Genomic DNA, 17625 nt, shown 5'->3' on the forward strand with positions numbered 1-17625 from the left:
AGCACCCCCCGGCGCCCGACGTCGACCGGGTTGGTTCCGTCTCCCTTTCTGGTCCGGCAGTGAGCGTCTCGAGTCTCTTCTTCATCACCATCACGCTGTCCGCAGTCATGCTGCTGGTCTTGCGCTCGCTGGCGCGCCACGGCGTCGCCGGCGTGCGCGCGTGGTCGCAGGCAAACGGCCTGGCGATCGCCGCGCTGCTGCTGTTCATGGGACGCGGCGTGCTGCCCGACCTGCTGTCGATCGAAGGCGCCAACCTGCTGTTCCTGAGTGCGCCGGCCATGATGTACGCCGGCTTCCTGCAGCACCTGGGGCGCCCGGTGCCGGCACGCCGGCTGTGTGCCGGCGTCGGCCTCTCCATCTCCTTGCTGGCGCTGGTCCATCACCTGAGCGACAGCGCCGCCCTGCGCATCGCCCTGACCTCGGCCAGCCATGGCGTGGTGTACGCCCTCATCCTGTTCTGCCTGGCCGGGCGTGCCCGCTTCGCCGGTGCGACCTACCCGCAGCGTTTCAGTGCCGGCGTGGCGCTGCTGCTGATGGCGATCCACGCCGCCCGCACGCTGATCTACACGGGCATGCACGACAGCGCGGCGACGATCTTCGACCACTCGCCCCTGAACCTGGCCTTCTTCACGCTCGGCACGCTGGCGCTGCCGGCGCTGACGCTGGGCGCCGTGATGATGGCCAACGACGCCGTCATCCGTCGCACCACCTGGGCCGCCGAGCACGACCACCTGACCGGCGCCTGGTCGCGCCGCGCCTTCTTTTCCCTGGCCGAGCGCGAGCACGAACGTACGTGCAGGAGCGGAAGTCCGCTGTCGGTGCTGGTGTTCGACGTCGACCACTTCAAGGCCATCAACGACACCCACGGCCACGCTGCCGGCGACGGGGTGCTGGCCGACATCGTGCTGCGCACCGAAGCGGCGATCCGCAACCTGGATGCCTGCGCGCGCCTGGGCGGCGAGGAATTCGCGGTACTGCTGCCGGACACCGGACCCGACACGGCGCGCCTGGTGGCCGGGCGCCTCTGCGCGGCGCTCGACCAGTCCGCCGGCGCCCTGCGCTACACGGTCAGCATCGGTGTGGCCAGCCTGGGGGCGAACGAATCGCTGTCGGCACTGCTCGAGCGCGCCGATGCCGCCCTGTACGCGGCCAAGGCGGGCGGACGCAACCGGGTGTGCGAAGCGGCGCCGGCGCCAGCGCTGGCATTCGGTCAATAGTTCAACTACTAACACTGTGCTTGCCACACGTAGTACAATCCGGGCCGGTACGCGGCCATGGCGAAACTGGTAGCCGCAGCAGACTTAAAATCTGCCGCCGAGAGGCGTGCCGGTTCGATTCCGGCTGGCCGTACCATCTCCTTCCTCCGTCGGCAACCATCTTGGTTGCATCCTTGCATTGGTGTAGCATGCGCAGCGACGCTATGCTGCTTTGCAAGGAACGACATTGAACATCATCATCAACGAAGAACTCCGCTCTTTCATCGATCCCCTGACGCCGGTGGAATACGCGGCGCTGGAACGCAGCCTGCAGGCCGAAGGCTGCCGCGACGCCCTGGTGCTGTGGCGCGACGTGCTGATCGACGGCCACAACCGCTACGACATCTGCCAGAAGCACGGCATCCCGTTCCGCACCGTCCACAACAACAATTTCGCCACCCTCGAAGACGTGATGCTGTGGGTGATCGACAATAACCTGGCGCGCCGCAGCGTGTCCGACTTCCAGCGCGGCATGCTGGCGCTGCGCAAGAAGGAGATCGTGGCGGCGCGCGCGGCCCAGCGCGCGGCGGAAGCGCCGCCCGAGCAGGCGCCGGAAGAGGCGGGCGCCGACGAGTCGATCGATCCGCCGTGGAGCACGCGCGAAGACGTCGCCAAGGCGGCGCGCGTCTCGGCCAGCACCCTGAGCCAGATCGAACGTATCCGCAAGACCGCGGCGCCGGAACTGGTCGACGCCGTGCGCAGCGGGACGATTTCGGTGAGCGCCGCCGCCAACGTCGCCTCGCTGCCGGCCGACGCCCAGGTGGCGGCCGTGGCCGGCGGCAAGAAGGAATTGCAGCAGGCGGCACGCCAGGTGCGCGAGCAGAAGACCAGTACCCGTCCCAAGAAGGAAATCGACACGCTGGCGCCCGAAGACCAGGTCAAGGCGCTGCGCGCCGAGATCCGCGAGCTGAAGGACCGCATGGCGACCCTGCTGAACGAGAACGAGGTGCTGAAGTCGAAGCTGACCCACCTCGGCGCCACCTGAACGTTCACCCGAGCATCCACCCGAGCATCCCCTGACAGGAGAATCCTTGAATCCGCTTCCGCGCCTTGTCGCCACCACCGTCCTCGGCCTTGCCACGCTGGCCGCCTTCGCACCCGCACAAGCAGCGCCCGAGCGCGCCGTAGCCGCACCAGTGACCGCGACGTTCAGCGGCGCCGAGCTGGCGCGCATGAAGGCGGGCGCCGCCCGCGTCAGCATCCTGCGCGACAAGTGGGGCATCCCCCACGTGTTCGGCAAGAGCGACGCCGATGCGGTGTTCGGCATGGTGTTCGCCCAGGCCGAGGACGATTTCAACCGCGTCGAGCTGAATTACATCAACGCGATGGGACGTCTGGCCGAAGTCGAAGGGGAGGGGGAAATCTGGCGCGACCTGCGCATGAAGCTGTACATCGACCCGGCCGACATGCAGGCCAAGTACGCGGCCAGCCCGGCGTGGCTGAAAAAGCTGATGGATGCCTTTGCCGACGGCATGAACTGGTACCTGGTGACCCATCCGCAGGTGAAGCCGAAGCTGATCACCCGCTTCGAGCCGTGGATGGCGCTGACCTTCAGCGAGGGCAGCATCGGCGGCGACATCGAATCGATCGACCTGAAGGCACTGGCCGCTTTCTACGGCAGCCCGCCGCAGGCGGCGCCCAAGGTGGAGAAGGTGGCGCTGGCCATGCTCGGCAACGGCGCCGACAAGGGCTTCGACGAAGAGCCGAAGGGCTCCAACGGCTTCGCGATCGCGCCGCGCCTGACCGCCGGCAAGCACGCGCTCTTGATGATCAATCCGCACACCTCGTTCTACTTCCGGCCAGAAGTCCACATGGTCAGCGAGGAGGGCCTGAACGCCTACGGCGCCGTGACCTGGGGCCAGTTCTTCATCTACCAGGGCTTCAACGAGCGCCTTGGCTGGATGCACACCTCCGGTGGCGGCGACGTCATCGACGAGTACCTGGAAACGGTGAGCGGGAAGGAAGGCAGCTTCTTCTACAGGCACGGCAGCGAGGAACTGCCGGTGCGCAGCAAACGCATCGTCCTGCCGTACAAGACCGCCAATGGCATGGCCAGCCGCAGCGTCACCGCCTACTTCACGCAGCACGGCCCGGTGATCCGTGCGGAAAATGGCAAGTGGGTCAGCGTGAAGATGATGGACGATCCGATGCACGCCCTGATGCAGTCCTACGGCCGCACCAAGGCGCGCGACTACGCCGCCTTCCATAAAGTGATGGAACTCAGGACCAACTCGTCCAACAACACGGTGTATGCCGACGCCGACGGCAATATCGCCTACTTCCACGGCAACTTCATCCCGCGCCGCGACCCGCGCTTCGACTGGACCAAGCCGGTCGACGGCAGCGACCCGGCCACCGACTGGAAAGGCCTGCACGACATCAAGGAGACCATCACTGTCTTCAATCCGAAGAGCGGCTACATCTCGAACACCAACAACTGGCCGTGCACCGGCTTCGGCGCCAGCAGCCCGAAGTGCGCCGACTATCCGGCCTACATATGGTCGCTGCCGCAGAATGCGCGCGGCATCCACGCCGAGCGCGTGCTGCACGACGCCGCCAATCTCACGCTGGACGGCTTGATCGCGCGCGCCTACGATCCTTACCTGACCGCCTTCGAGCCGCTGGTGCCCGCGCTGGTCACGGATTGGGACGCGCTGCCGGACAGCGATCCGCGCAAGGCTGCGCTGGCCGGGCAGGTGGCGGCGCTGCGCGGCTGGGACCTGCGCTGGTCGACCGGGTCGGTGCCGACCTCGCTGGCCGTGTACTGGGGCCAGGACATGGTCAAGAACGCCGCCCCGCGTGCGCGTGCCGCCGCCATGCCGGTGGTCGACTTCGTGCAGGGCCGCTTGACGGCCGAGGAACGGCTGGCAGCGCTGGCGCGCGCCAGCGACAAGCTGCAGGCCGACTTCGGCAGCTGGCAGACGCCATGGGGCGAGATCAACCGCTTCCAGCGCCTCAGCGGCGCCGTCGACGCCGGCTACGACGACAGCAAGCCAAGCTTCCCGGTCGGCTTCACCTCGGCCAACTGGGGTTCGCTGGCCTCGTTCGGCATGACCGCCAAGCAGACCACCAAGCGCATCTACGGCGACCGCGGCAACAGCTTCGTGGCGGCGGTGGAATTCGGTCCGCGCGTGCGCGCGAAAAGCATCCTGGCCGGCGGCGAGAGCGCCGATCCGAAGTCGCCGCACTTCGCCGACCAGGCCGCGATGTACAGCCGCGGCGAGTTCAAGGATGTGCTGTTCTATAAAGAGGACATCGAGAAGCAGCTGGAGCGGAAATACCACCCTGGGGAGTAGGGTTGGCGGCTGGCGCGGGGCATGCCCCGCTTGCTATAATTTTAGGATGGCGAAACTCTATTTCAGGTACTCGGCGATGAACGCCGGCAAATCCACCTCGCTGCTGCAGGTGGCGCACAACTACGAAGAGCAGGGCCAGAAGGTCAAGCTGTACACCGCCGCCATCGACAACCGCTACGGGGTCGGCCAGATCACCTCGCGCCTCGGCCCGCAGCGCGAGGTCGACGTGTTCGACGGCCGCACCGACTTCCTGGCCTCGGCCCCGGCGGTGGCGTGCGTGCTGGTCGACGAAGCCCAGTTCCTCAGCAAGGAGCAGGTGGTGCAGCTGCACCAGCTGGCCCAGGTGCGCGGCGTGCCGGTGATCTGCTACGGTCTGCGCAGCGATTTCCGCGGCGACCCGTTCCCCGGCTCGGCCTACCTGCTGGCGCTGGCCGACGACATCGAGGAAATCAAGAACATCTGCACCTGCGGCAAGAAGGCGACCATGAACATCCGCGTCGACGCCGAGGGCCACCGCATCCGCGAGGGCGAGCAGGTCAGCATCGGCGGCAACGAAAGCTACCGCCAGGCCTGCGGACGCTGCTTCTACACCGGCGGCCACTGAGCCGCATCCGGCTGCGCTGACCCGAGCGGCGATGTCCGTCCTGCACGCCTGCACCTCGGTGCTGCCTCCCATGCTGTCCCCGGTGCTGCCCGGCTGGGGCTGCGACCTGGCCGCGATGGGCCTGTACCTGGTGCCGTCGCTGGCGCTGGCCTTCCTGATCTGGATCGTCACCGCCGCCCATCCATTATTTTTCATCTTCAGCGCCGCCGGCACCCTGTGCCACGAGCTCGCGCATTTTTCGGTCGGCCTGCTGCTGGGCGCCGAGCCGGTCGGCTTTTCGATCATTCCGCGGCGCAGCGGGCGCACCTGGGAACTCGGCTCGGTCACCTTTGCCAACCTGCGCTGGTACAACGCCGCCCCGGCCGCGCTGGCGCCCTTCCTGGTGCTGCTGCTGCCGCTGGCGGCGGCCTGGTGGCGCACCCGCGGCGACTGGCGCTTCGGCCCGGCCGACCTGGCGCTGACGCTGCTGCTGGCGCCGCAGTTCCTGTCGTTCTGGCCGTCGCCGGTGGACTGGAAGCTGGCCCGGCGCAGCTGGCCCTGGCTGCTCATCGTATTGACGACCGCAGCGCTCCTGTACTGGTTTCAGCCGAGTTTGTTTCGATTTGTAAAATTTTGAGGGCCGGCGGCGCCTCGAGACTTAAGCTCGGCTGAAGAATCACATAAGCCGACTCTGCGTCGTCGCGCTATCCTGTAGAATTGGTTGCATGCGCCGTCCAGTCGGCGCGGCTGCCAAGCTCGTCGATTTGCCAAGGTCCGGCAGCCGCCTCAAGCAATCCGTACCGGAGAACCCAAGAATGAAGAAGCAGATGTTGATCGTTGCGCTGGCAGCCGCCATGACGGCCCATGTCGTGACGGCGCAGCCCGAGAAAGTCTCGGACAAATCCATCGCCGTCCAGATCAAGCCGTCCGCCGCACAGACCCAGGCCGCCCTGTGGGCCTCGCGCGTGCTTGCGCGCTACCACTACAAGGCCACCCCGCTGGACGACGCGATGTCGGCGAAGATCTTCGACGCCTATTTCAAATCGCTCGACAGCGAGAAGCTGTACTTCACCCAGGCCGACATCGACCAGTTCGCGCCTTACCGCCTCAAGATCGACGACGCCATCAACAACGAAGACCTGACGCTGCCGTTCCAGATCTATAACGTCTACCAGCAGCGCTTCAGCGACCGCATGACCTATGCGCGCGAACTGCTGAAAGGCAAGTTCGACTTCAGCACCGACGAAACCCTGCAGATCGACCGCGAAAAAGCGCCCTGGGCCAGGAACGAGGACGAAGCGCGCGACCTGTGGCGCAAGCGCGTCAAGAACGACTGGCTGCGCCTGAAACTGGCCGGCAAGGACGAAAAATCGATCCGCGAAACCCTCGACAAGCGCTACGAGGGCTACCAGACGCGCCTGAAGAAGCTGAACAACGAAGACGTGTTCCAGATGTTCATGAACTCGTACGCGATGGCGATCGAGCCGCACACCAACTACCTCGGCCCGCGTTCGGCCGAGAGCTTCGACATCGCCATGCGCCTGTCGCTGGACGGCATCGGCGCCGTGCTGCAGGCGCGCGAAGACTACACCGTCATCCGCGAAGTGGTGCCGGGCGGCCCGGCCGACAAGTCGGGCAAGCTGAAGGTCGGCGACCGCATCGTCGGCGTGGCGCAAGGTAACGGCCCGTTCACCGACGTGATGGGCTGGCGTATCGACGACGTGGTGCAACTGGTGCGCGGCGAACGCAATTCCACCGTGCGCCTGGACGTGCTGCCGGCCGACGCCGGCCAGGACGGCAAGCACGTGACGATCTCGCTGGTGCGCCAGAAGATCAGCATGGAAGAGCAGTCGGCCAAGAAGCAGATCATCGAAGTCAAGGACGGCAACGTCAAGCGCCGCATCGGCGTGATCCAGCTGCCGACCTTCTACCAGGACTTCGATGCCCGCCGCAAGGGCGACAAGGACTTCAAGAGCGCGACCCGCGACGTCCAGCGCATCCTCGGCGAGCTCAAGAAGGACAAGGTCGACAACGTGCTGATCGACCTGCGCAACAACGGCGGCGGTTCGCTGATCGAGGCGGTGGAACTGACCGGCCTGTTCATCGACAAGGGCCCGGTGGTGCAGCAGCGTAACGCCGAAGGCAAGACCGAGGTCGAGAGCGATACCAATGCCGGCCTGGCCTGGGACGGCCCGATGGGCGTGCTGATCAACCGCGGCTCGGCCTCGGCGTCGGAGATCTTCGCCGCCGCGATCCAGGATTACGGCCGCGGCGTCGTGATCGGCGAGCCCAGCTTCGGCAAGGGCACGGTCCAGACCCTGATCCCGCTCGACCGCTTCTCGCAAAGCGACAAGATGAAGTACGGCGAACTGAAGATGACCATCGCCCAGTTCTTCCGCATCAACGGCGGCACCACCCAGCTGCGCGGCGTCACGCCCGACATCAAGCTGCCGGTGACCTCGGACACCGAGAACTTCGGCGAGACCTCGTACGAGAACGCGCTGCCGTACACCCAGATCAAGCCGGCGATGTACATGCCGTCGGGCGACCTGAAGGAACTGATCGGTCCGCTGCAGAAGAAGCACGATGTGCGCATTGCCAAGGACAAGGACTTCCAGGATATCCAGGACGATATCGCCGAAGCCACGAAATTGCGCAAGGACAACGTGATCTCGCTGAACGAAACCGTGCGCCGCAAGGAGCGCGAGAACCAGGAAGCCAAGGCCAAGCTGCGTGAAGCCCGCCTGGCCGGCGAAGGTGCACCGAAGGACGAGCCGGTGTCCGGTCCGGGCAGCAAGGAACAGCGCGGCAAGGTGCCGGATCCGACCAAGCCGACCAAGATCAGCAAGGCAACGGCGCTGAAGAACACCTCGCGCACCGACGACGGCCTGCAAGGCGACGAACGCAGCCTGTCGGCGGAACTGGCAGCCGAGAAGGCGGCCAAGAATGCCAAGGACGTGTACCTGCAGGAAGCGGCCCACATCCTCGCGGATGAGGCTGGCATGCTGAAGGCGGACACGCGGATGGCGTCGCGCGCCATGCCTTACTTGTCAATGTTGAAACAGAACGGGAACTAAGGCTTGTAAATAAAGTAATATTTAATGCAATAATTTCCGCTCGGGAAGGGTGGGTGAAAGCGGGGCTCCTCAAGGATGCCCCGCTTTTTTATGGATTTTTCATAAAGTAATTGGTACGATTCAATTGAACATTATGTTTTTTATACTTGTGTTACGATCCGCCCAGCAGTTGAATCAACAATAACTTTCTCTACCCCTCAAGGAGTACAATATGTCAACTCGTTACCTCATCGCAGCGTTGCTGATGACCAGTGCCTGCGTCGCCCAGGCTGACGTCTTGCCAGCCAGTGACACTGCCGGCTCGTCGCTCGTGCAGGCTTTGTATGGCAAGACCAGCGCCGACCAGTCCGGCGCGGTTACCGTGAACCTGGCCGACGGCGTCGAAGGTCCTTATGTGATCGGCACCAGCAACACCATCATGGCTGCGATGCTGGGTTACGGCATGTCGTCGGTATTCCACAAGACCTCTGCGGACGTCGCCCCGGTGAGCTACTCGGCACCTGACAGCGCCACGATCTCGGCCCCGGCAGCCGCTGCACCGGCAGCCGCCGCAGCGGACGCAGCCGCACCGGCCGCAACCGACCCGGTCGCCGAAGTGATCGCCGACACCGGCGCTGCCAGCGGCAGCAACCAGGATGTCGCCGCGCCGGCCGCCCCGGTGGCTCTCCCGGGCACCGTCGCTGATGCAGGTGACGTCGGTGTCGCTGCAGCCGAAGTGCCGGAACCGTCGTCGATCGCTCTGATGATGGCAGGCATGGCTGGTGCACTGGCACTGGGCCGTCGCCGCCGCAATCGTTGATCGGACATTCGTTCTTGTAAAAAAAGCGGGCTTAGGCCCGCTTTTTTTCGTCCGGCGTCAGCGGCCATCGTTATCTTATTTAGGTGACATATCCGGCACGGTCGTGCTATTTTGTTACGATAACGTGGAGGAGACCAATGGACCTGGATTACACGGACGACGACCTGGCATTCCGCGACCGGGTGCGCGCCTTCCTGGACGCCGCGCTGCCGCCCGACCTGCGGCGCAAGATGCACGACCGCCTGCGCCTCGAGAAGGATGACTATGTGCGCTGGCACCGCATCCTGGCGCGCCAGGGCTGGGTGGCGCCGGGCTGGCCGGTCGAATACGGCGGCCCCGGCTGGACACCCTTGCAGCGCCACATCTTCGAGGACGAATGCGCGCGTGCCGGCACGCCGCCGATCCTGCCGCTCGGCATCAGCATGGTGGCGCCGGTGATCATGGCCTTCGGCAGCCAGGCCCAGAAGGATTACTACCTGCCGCGCATCCTGTCCTGCGAGGACTGGTGGTGCCAGGGCTATTCCGAGCCGGGCGCCGGCTCCGACCTGGCCTCGCTGAAGACGACAGCGGTGCGCGCCCTTGATGCCGACGGGGAGCACTACATCGTCAACGGCCAGAAGACCTGGACCACGCTGGCCCAGCACGCCGACATGATCTTTTGCCTGGTGCGCACCGACAGCGGCGTGCGCAAGCAGGAGGGCATTTCCTTCCTGCTGATCGACATGCACGCACCCGGCGTCACGGTGCGCCCGATCCTCATGCTCGACGAAGATCGCGAAGTCAACGAAGTCTTCTTCGAGAATGTCCGGGTCCCGGCCGCCAACCTGGTCGGCCAGGAAAACAAGGGCTGGACCTATGCCAAGTACTTGCTCGGCCACGAACGCACCGGCATTGCCGCGGTCGGCCGTTCCAAGCGCGAACTGGCGCGCCTGAAGGCGCTGGCGCGGCGCGAGCAGAAGCGCGGCCGTGCGCTGATCGAGGATCCGCTGTTCGCCGCCAAGGTCGCCGACCTCGAGATCGAACTGATGGCACTGGAAATGACGGTGCTGCGCGTGCTTTCGCAAGCCGACCAGGCCCCTGGCCCCGAAGCCTCGGTGCTGAAGATCCGCGGCTCCGAACTCCAGCAGCGCCTTGCCGAACTGATGGTGGAAGCCGCCGGCCCGATGGCGCTGCCCTTCGACCCGGCCTACCTGGCCGGCGAGGCGGAGCACAGCGTCTTCGACGACGACGTCGCGGCGCCGCTGCTGTCGCACTACTTCAATTACCGCAAGACGACGATCTATGGCGGGTCGAACGAAATCCAGCGCAACATCATCGCCCAGATGATCCTGGGCCTGTAAGCGGAGCGAGACGGAACATGGACTTCAACTTCAAGGAAGAACAGCTGCAACTGGCCGACGCGCTCAAGCGCTGGATCGCGCGCGACTACGGCTTCGAGGCGCGCCGCGCCATCATCCGGTCCGGCAGCGGCAGCTCGGACGCCGCGTGGCGCCAGTTGGCCGAACTCGGCCTGACCGCGCTGCCGTTGCCGGAAGCGCAGGGCGGCTTCGACGGCGGCGCGGTCGACCTGTACCTGGTGATGCAGGAAGTGGGGCGCGGGCTGGTCGTCGAACCCTATCTTGCCACCGTGCTCGGCACCGAATGCCTCAAGCGCGGCGGTGGCCACGCCGGCTTGCTGGAACAGGTCGCCGCCGGCGATCTGAAGCTGGCCTGCGCCCTGGGCGAGCGCGGGGCACGCCACGATCTCCACGACATCGCTACCTGCGCCGTGCCCGCTGGCGGCGGCTGGCGCCTCGACGGCGAGAAGAAGGTGGCCCTGCATGCGGCCCAGGCCGGCGTCATCGTGGTCCCGGCCCGTACCGGCGGCGGCCGGCGCGACCTGGACGGCATCACCGTGTTCGCGCTGCCGGCGGATGCGCCGGGCCTGCAGATCACCGGATACCGCACGCTCGACGGCCTGCGCGCCGCCGACCTGCGCCTGGACGGCGTGCAGCTCGACGCCGGCGCCGTCGTCGGCACGGTGGGGGCGGGCTGGACCATTCTGGAAGCGGTAGCCGACTACGGCGCCGGCCTGCTGTGCGCGGAAGCGGTGGGGGCGATGGATGCGCTGTTCTCGGCCACGCTCGACTACCTCAAGACGCGCCAGCAGTTCGGGGTCCCGATCGGCAAGTTCCAGGCGCTGCAGCACCGCATGGCCGACATGTACATCCATCTCGAGCAGGCCCGCTCGCTGGCCTTGCTGGCGGCGGTGCGCCTGGATGGGAACGACGCCGCTGAACGCCGCCGCGCGGTGTCGGCCGCCAAGTACCGGGTCGGCCAGGCGGCACGCTTCGTCGGCCAGGGGGCCGTGCAGCTGCACGGCGGCATGGGCGTGACCGACGAACTGCCGGCCGCCCACTATTTCAAACGCCTGAGCACGATCGAACTCAGCCTGGGCGACAGCGATCATCACCTGGCGCGCTTCATCGCGCAACCGGGTTTCGACGGCAAGGAGGCCGCATGAAGGATTATTGGTATTTCGAGGATTTCCATGCCGGCCAGGACCTCGACCTGGGCAGCCGCACGCTGGGCGAGGAAGAGATCATCGCCTTCGCCACCCAGTTCGATCCGCAACCCTTCCACATCGACAAGGAAGCCGCCGCCCACTCGATCTACGGCGGCGTGATCGCCAGCGGCTGGCACACCTGCGGCACCATGATGCGCCTGGTGGTCGAGCAGCTGCTGAGCAAATCGTCGAGCATGGGTTCGCCCGGCCTGGACGGCGTGCGCTGGCTGGCGCCGGTCCGTGCCGGCGACACCCTCAACGTGCATTACCAGACCGTGAAAACCAAGGCCTCCACGAGCAAGCCCGACCGCGGGGTGGTGTGGTCGAAGTGGGTGGCGATCAACCAGCACGGCGAGACCGTGTGCACGGTCGAAGGCATGGGGATGTTCGGGCGCCGTCCGCTAGAAGCCGGCAACTAGAGCGGATCCGGCCCGGCGACGCAGCCCGCAGTCGCCCGGTAGCGGTTGCGGCCGCCCGCCTTGGCCTGGTACAGCAGGGCGTCGGCCACCTGGATCAGGTCGGCCGGGAAGCTGTGCTCGCCCGGCACCATGCAGGCGATGCCCATGCTGGCGGTCAGGTGCGGCGCGGTGGGCGAGGCCGCGTGCGGGATCGACATGTGGTCGAGTTCGGCCATCAGGCGGCGCGCCACGCCGCTGGCACCCTGCGCGTCGAGCTGCGGCAGCAGGATCGCGAATTCCTCGCCGCCGTAGCGCGCCACCAGGTCCTGGCTGCGCCCGGCCGCACGGCGCATGGCGCCGGCCACCTGCACCAGCGTGGCGTCGCCGCCCGGGTGGCCGTAATGGTCGTTGTACAGCTTGAAGTGGTCGATGTCGACCAGCATCAGCGCCACCGGCAGGCCGCTGCGGCTGCAGCGCCGCCATTCGGCGTCGAGACGCTCGTCGAAGGCGCGGCGGTTGGCGACGCCGGTCAGCGCATCGACCAGGATCAGGGCGCGCAGCGCATCGCGCTGGCGTTTGACCGTGAGCTGGGTCCGCACGCGCGCGCGCACGACGGCGGCATTCACCGGCTTGCTGATGAAGTCGGCGGCGCCGGCTTCCAGCGCGCGCGTCTCGTCTTCCGGCGAGCTCAAGGCGGTGACGAAGACGATCGGGATGTCGGCGGTCTCCGGCGCGGCCAGCAGTTCGCGGCACAGCACGTAGCCATCGATGTCGGGCATCACGGCGTCGAGCAGGATCAGGTCGGGTTGCTGGGTGCGCGCCAGTTCCAGCGCACGGGCGCCGTCGAGGGCGAACAGGACCTCGTGCTCGTCCTGGAGGGCGGCATGCAGGATCTGGATATTCTCCATCGCATCGTCGACCACCAGGATACGGCCGTTGATGGCCATGTCGGTCCAGCTCATGCATCCTCCAGGGTGTGCAGAATCTCGCGCACCAGTGCGGCGGCGGTGTCGAAGCGCAGCATCGCGACGGCGTCCGCCAGCGGCTGGCACCGGGCGGGGGCGGCGCGGCCGAGGGCGGGGCGCAGGGTATCGAACCGGGCAAGCGCTTTCATGTTGTTATTTTGCAGCAGATCGAGGAGTTGCGCCAACGCGGCATGCAGCTCGCATGGCGGCGCCGGGCGCGCCGGCGCGTCCTCGGGCAGGTCCAGTTCGCGCGCGGCCTGCAGCACTGTGTCCAGCGCCGCATCCAGCCGGGCCAAGCGCAGCGTCAGCGCGGCATCGGTGTCGACCCGCAGTGCGCCCTCGAACTCGAGCGCCAGGCGTGCGACCTCGGTCGCGCCGAGGTTGGCGGCGACGCCGCGCAGGCGGTGCACGGCCTGGGCTGCGCCGCCGCGGTCGCCCGCAAGCAGGCAGGCGCGCGCCTCGTCCACCGCACCGCCCTGCGAGGCTTCGAGGCGCTTGAACAGCGCGGCAAAGCGGGCGAAGCTGCCGCCGAAACGGGGCAGGGTGGCCTTCAGGTCGATGCCGGGGATGGCGGCCGGCAGCGCCAGCGCCGCGGGCAGGGGTACCGTTACCGCCGCCGCCGGCCCTTCCTCGCCGCCACGCCCGGTGACGCGCGCCAGCGTCTGCACCAGCTCGTCGACGTCGATCGGCTTGGCCACGTAGCCGTTCATGCCGGCGTCGAGCGCGCGCCGGCGGTCGTCTTCCATCGCGTTGGCGGTCATGGCGATGACCGGCAGCGCGTGCAGGCCCATGGCGCGGATCGCGGCAGTGGCTTCGACCCCGTCCATCACCGGCATCTGCAGGTCCATCAGGACCGCATCGTAGACGCTGCCGGCTTCCAGCATGCTGAGCGCGGCGCGGCCGTTGACGGCGAAATCGACGCGCGCGCCGGCGTGCACCAGCACGTAGTTCGCCACTTCCTGGTTCAGCAGGTTGTCCTCGACCAGCAGCACGCGCAGGCCGGCCAGGCGGGCGCGCAGCGGCGCGGCCTGGCCGGGGTCCGCGCCTGCGGCAGGCGCCGCGGCCCCGTCCAGCAGCGTGGCCAGGGTGTCGCGCAGCGCCTGCGGCGTGAACGGCTTGGCCAGCACCGCATCGATGCGCAGGTCGGCCGCCAGCGCGTCCAGGCGCTCGTGTTCGGGATCGGCGGCCAGCAGCGCGCAGGGCGGCATGGCGATCGCAGCGTCGGCGCGCGCGTAGGCAATGACCGAGGCGCCGTCGAGGTCGGGCAGGGCGCTGTCGATGAACGCCAGCCGATAGGGGGTGGGCGCTGCCGAACCGTCACCGCGCAGCAGCGCCAGCGCCTCGGTACCGCTGGCGGCGCCATCGACCTGCCAGCCGCAGCCGGCCAGCAGGCGCGCTAGCGCGCCGCGGCTGCTGGCGTTGTCGTCGACCACCAGCACGCGCGCATTGTCGATAGGTGCCGCCGGCACAGGCACCGCCAGTGCGTGTGCCGGTACTGCTCCAAATCTTGCCGTGAAGCGGAACTCGGCACCCTGGCCGGGCGTGCTCCGCACATCCAGGTCGCCGCCCATCAGCGCCACCAGGCGGCGGCTGATCGCCAGGCCGAGGCCGGTGCCGCCGTACTTGCGGCTGGTCGAGCTGTCGGCCTGCGAAAAGGCTTCGAACATGCGCTGCTGCTGTTCCGGGGCGATGCCGATGCCGGTGTCGCGCACCGAGAACGCCAGTGCGACCGCGCCGCCGTCGCCGTGCCCGCTGCGGGCGGCCGGCGCGATCGACAGCACCACTTCACCGTGCTCGGTGAACTTGACTGCGTTGCTCATCAGGTTGAGCAGCACCTGTTCCAGCCGCATCGGGTCGCCCACCAGGCTGGCCGGCACGCCGGGGTCGACCGCGAACACCGGTTCGATGCCGCGCTTCCAGGCGGTGGTCGCGGTCAGCACGCCGACGCTGGAGAGCACGTCGTCGATGCGGAACACCGTCTGCTCCAGCACCAGCTGGCCGGCTTCGACCTTGGAGTAATCGAGCACGTCGCCCAGCATCGACAGCAGGGTCTTGGATGCCATCTGCATGCGCGCCAGGTAGCCGCGTTCGCGCCGTCCGAGTCCGGCTTCCTCGAGCAGGCGCGCCAGGCCCATGATCGCGTTCATCGGGGTGCGGATCTCGTGGCTCATGTTGGCCAGGAAGGCGCCCTTGGCGCTGCTGGCCGCCTGCGCCGCCTGCAGCGCTTCCTCCAGGCGCGACTGCGTGCGTTTCAGCTCGGTGACGTCGGCATGCAGCATGTAGAAGCCGCGCACCCGGCCGGCGTCGTCGAAGTCGGGGATGTAGCTGCCCCAGGCATGGATCACCTTGTCGCTGCCGCTGCGCTGCAGGTTGCGTTCGAAGAACTGCGGTTCACCGCGCAGCACGCCGTCGAGCTGGGGCCGCACCTGGGCGATCTGCTCGGGATCCATCAGTTCGTCGATTGAGTGGCCGATCACCTCCGCGCTGCTCTTGCCCAGCCATTCGAGATAGGGACGGTTGGCGAAGCGGACGCGCAGGCCGACATCCCAGTAGCCGACCAGCGCCGGCAGGTGGTCGGTGACCATGCGGATCATGCGCTCGCTTTCTTCCAGGCGCCTGCCGGCGGCGCGCAGCGCGGCTTCGGTGGCGACGCGCGCGCTGATGTCGCGGATGGTGCCCTGCACGATGCCCTTGCCGCCGATGTCGACCCGGTTCAGCAGCACGTCCGCATGGAACACGCTGCCGTCGCGGCGGCGGTGCAGCCATTCGAACTGGCGCACGCCTTCCTCGAGTGCCCCGTTGATGTAGCGCTCGGCCTGCTCGTCGGAACGGCTGCCGTCGGGCTGGAATTCGGGCGAGGCGCTGGCCGGCGACATTGCCAGGAAGTCGGCGGTGTCGGCGCAGCCGAACATGCGCACTGCGGCCTGGTTGGCGCTGACGAAGCCGGCGCCGAGGGCGATCAGGACGTGGGCGTCGCCGGAATCCTCGAACAGGGCGCGGTACAGCACCTCGTTGTCGCGGTGGCGCTGGTCCTGCTGCATGCGTTCACTGATGTCGAGCACGACCGCGTTGATGCCGACCAGTTCGCGTTCCGACGCCGGGCCGGGGCCGAACACCGGGTAGTAGCTGCACAGCCAGTGGCGCATCACGCCCGGCGCCGCCGGCGAATCGCCGCTGTCCTCGACGTCGATCAGCGGCCTTCCGCTGGCCAGCACCTCGCGATAGGGCTGTTCGATGACGGCGCCGCGCGCGCCCAGCAGCTCGGGCAGGGTGCGGCCGATGTGGGCGGCCGCCGGCAGGCCGTTGATCGCCGCCAGGTAGTCGTTGACCATCACGATGCGCAGCTTGTGGTCGAGGAAGGACAGGCCGACCGGGGCGCTGGCGTACACCGTGGCCAGCAGCGCGCTGGAGCGCTGCAGTTCGTTGGTGCGCTTGGCCACCAGCGATTCCAGGCCGAGGCGGTAGTGCAGCAGTTCGTCCTCGACCTGGCGCAGCGCCCCGGCGACGCTCGCCGCTTCGCGGATCGTCAGCAGCGGGATGCGCAGCGGCTCGCCGCGGCCGAGCGCGGCGGCCGGCTCGGTCAGGGCGCGCACCGAGCGCGCGATCGAATTGCCGATGCGCCAGGCCAGCCCGAGGCTGAGCACCAGCAGGCCCAGGATGCCGGCCAGCGCGACGGCCGGCTGCGTGCCCAGCAGATCGCGCGCGGCGTGGCGCGGGAAGCCGATCGCCACGGTCCAGCCTTGCACCGGCGTGCGCGCGAAGGCCAGGTTGGCGGCGCCGGTGTCGCGCGCTGCCAGGATGGCGACGCCGCTGTCGTGCCCGGGCAGCGCGGCCGCCAGTTCACGCCGCATCGGCGCGCCGATCGCGCGTACCAGCTCGCCGGCGCGCGCGACCAGCAGCCCGTTGCGGTCGTAGACGTGGGCGTTCCAGTGCGGCGGCAGCTGCTGGGCGGCCAGCAGCTCGGCCAGGCGGCGCGGGCGCAGCTCGACGGTGAGCGCGTAGGCGATCTTGTCCCCCGCCCACACCGGCACCGTGATCGCGATGCCCCAGGGACGGGCGCTGCCGGCGCGGCGCAGACCGGAGACGACGGCGTCGCCGCCGGCGAACACCGTGCGCAGGTCGGCCCGGGTGACGTCTGCATCGGTATCGCCATCGGCCGGCGGCGGCAGCGGGCTGCCGAAGGCGTGGCGCGAATCCAGCAGCCGGCGGCCGTCGGGCGCGCTCAGCACGAAGGCCGCGACCGGGAAGGCCGGGCGCAGCAGGCGGCGCGCATTGGCGTGGAATTCGGCCAGGCGGCCGGCCGCCAGCGCCGGGTCGTTGGCCAGCGTGCGCGCCGCGGTCTCGCCGTTGTCCAGGTCGCGCTCGACCGCGCCCGCCAGCGCACGCGCGATCATGGCCGCATCTTCGGCCACGTGGCGTGCCTCGCGCTGGTCGGCATCGTGGGCGAACACCAGGTAGCCGATCAGGATCGGCAGCGCGCAGGCAAGGACCAGGGTAACCAGCTTGGACCGGATCGACGGCAGGGAATGAGGACGTGACAACTGCACCGCATGAAACTCCACGAATGCGCATCGCTATGCGCCTTGGATCGCATGGTAGCCCAGCCATCGGACCGGTGTAGCGCTGCTGTAGTTATTGAGAGTAATAAATTCACGTTAGTGGATGCAGGGCAACGTTCAAGTTCTAAACGACAATGCCGCAGTTTC

The 17625-nt window shown here is 67.8% G+C and carries 12 protein-coding genes and 1 tRNA gene; 11 read left to right on the forward strand and 2 right to left on the reverse strand.

Annotated features, from left to right (window positions below):
* Positions 1-59: 59 nt before the first annotated feature.
* The 11 genes from FBX97_RS05480 (at position 60) to FBX97_RS05530 (ending at position 11975) form a co-directional block, all read left to right on the forward strand.
* Positions 60-1217, forward strand: coding sequence for a diguanylate cyclase (locus tag FBX97_RS05480; RefSeq protein ID WP_141829334.1), 1158 nt, complete (start codon positions 60-62; stop codon positions 1215-1217).
* A gap of 51 nt (positions 1218-1268) precedes the next feature.
* Positions 1269-1353, forward strand: a tRNA-Leu gene (locus FBX97_RS05485).
* Positions 1354-1443: 90 nt separating this feature from the next.
* Positions 1444-2241, forward strand: coding sequence for a hypothetical protein (locus FBX97_RS05490; protein WP_141829336.1), 798 nt, complete (start codon positions 1444-1446; stop codon positions 2239-2241).
* A gap of 46 nt (positions 2242-2287) precedes the next feature.
* Positions 2288-4552: a penicillin acylase family protein gene (locus FBX97_RS05495; protein ID WP_255517308.1), complete on the forward strand. Its 2265-nt coding sequence runs from the start codon at positions 2288-2290 to the stop codon at positions 4550-4552.
* A gap of 46 nt (positions 4553-4598) precedes the next feature.
* A complete protein-coding gene (locus FBX97_RS05500; RefSeq protein ID WP_141829337.1) occupies positions 4599-5156 on the forward strand; it encodes a thymidine kinase in 558 nt (185 codons plus the stop codon).
* A gap of 31 nt (positions 5157-5187) precedes the next feature.
* A complete protein-coding gene (locus tag FBX97_RS05505) occupies positions 5188-5772 on the forward strand; it encodes a hypothetical protein (RefSeq protein WP_255517309.1) in 585 nt (194 codons plus the stop codon).
* Positions 5773-5950: 178 nt separating this feature from the next.
* Positions 5951-8212: a carboxy terminal-processing peptidase gene (locus FBX97_RS05510; RefSeq protein ID WP_141829339.1), complete on the forward strand. Its 2262-nt coding sequence runs from the start codon at positions 5951-5953 to the stop codon at positions 8210-8212.
* Between the two features lie 211 nt (positions 8213-8423).
* On the forward strand, positions 8424-9011 hold the full coding sequence (locus FBX97_RS05515) for a PEP-CTERM sorting domain-containing protein (protein WP_141829341.1): 588 nt from the start codon (positions 8424-8426) through the stop codon (positions 9009-9011).
* Between the two features lie 137 nt (positions 9012-9148).
* Positions 9149-10351 carry an acyl-CoA dehydrogenase family protein gene (locus FBX97_RS05520; RefSeq protein ID WP_141829342.1) on the forward strand — a complete coding sequence of 401 codons (1203 nt, stop codon included), beginning with the start codon at positions 9149-9151 and terminating at the stop codon, positions 10349-10351.
* Positions 10352-10368: 17 nt separating this feature from the next.
* Positions 10369-11514: an acyl-CoA dehydrogenase family protein gene (locus FBX97_RS05525; RefSeq protein WP_141829344.1), complete on the forward strand. Its 1146-nt coding sequence runs from the start codon at positions 10369-10371 to the stop codon at positions 11512-11514.
* Positions 11511-11975: a MaoC family dehydratase gene (locus tag FBX97_RS05530; protein WP_141829346.1), complete on the forward strand. Its 465-nt coding sequence runs from the start codon at positions 11511-11513 to the stop codon at positions 11973-11975. Before FBX97_RS05525 ends, FBX97_RS05530 begins: the two co-directional genes overlap by 4 nt.
* On the opposite strand, the gene FBX97_RS05535 is transcribed toward FBX97_RS05530, so the two are convergent.
* Together FBX97_RS05535 and FBX97_RS05540 are read right to left on the reverse strand one after the other, a co-directional pair.
* Entirely contained in the window at positions 11972-12916 is a 945-nt protein-coding gene (locus FBX97_RS05535) for a diguanylate cyclase domain-containing protein (RefSeq protein WP_141829348.1), read from the reverse strand. The two genes, FBX97_RS05530 and FBX97_RS05535, sit on opposite strands and share 4 nt — an antisense overlap.
* Positions 12913-17466 carry a response regulator gene (locus FBX97_RS05540; protein ID WP_141829350.1) on the reverse strand — a complete coding sequence of 1518 codons (4554 nt, stop codon included), beginning with the start codon at positions 17464-17466 and terminating at the stop codon, positions 12913-12915. Before FBX97_RS05540 ends, FBX97_RS05535 begins: the two co-directional genes overlap by 4 nt.
* Positions 17467-17625: the final 159 nt, after the last annotated feature.

This window comes from Herbaspirillum sp. SJZ107, assembly GCF_006715485.1.
Taxonomy (GTDB): Bacteria; Pseudomonadota; Gammaproteobacteria; order Burkholderiales; family Burkholderiaceae_D; genus Telluria.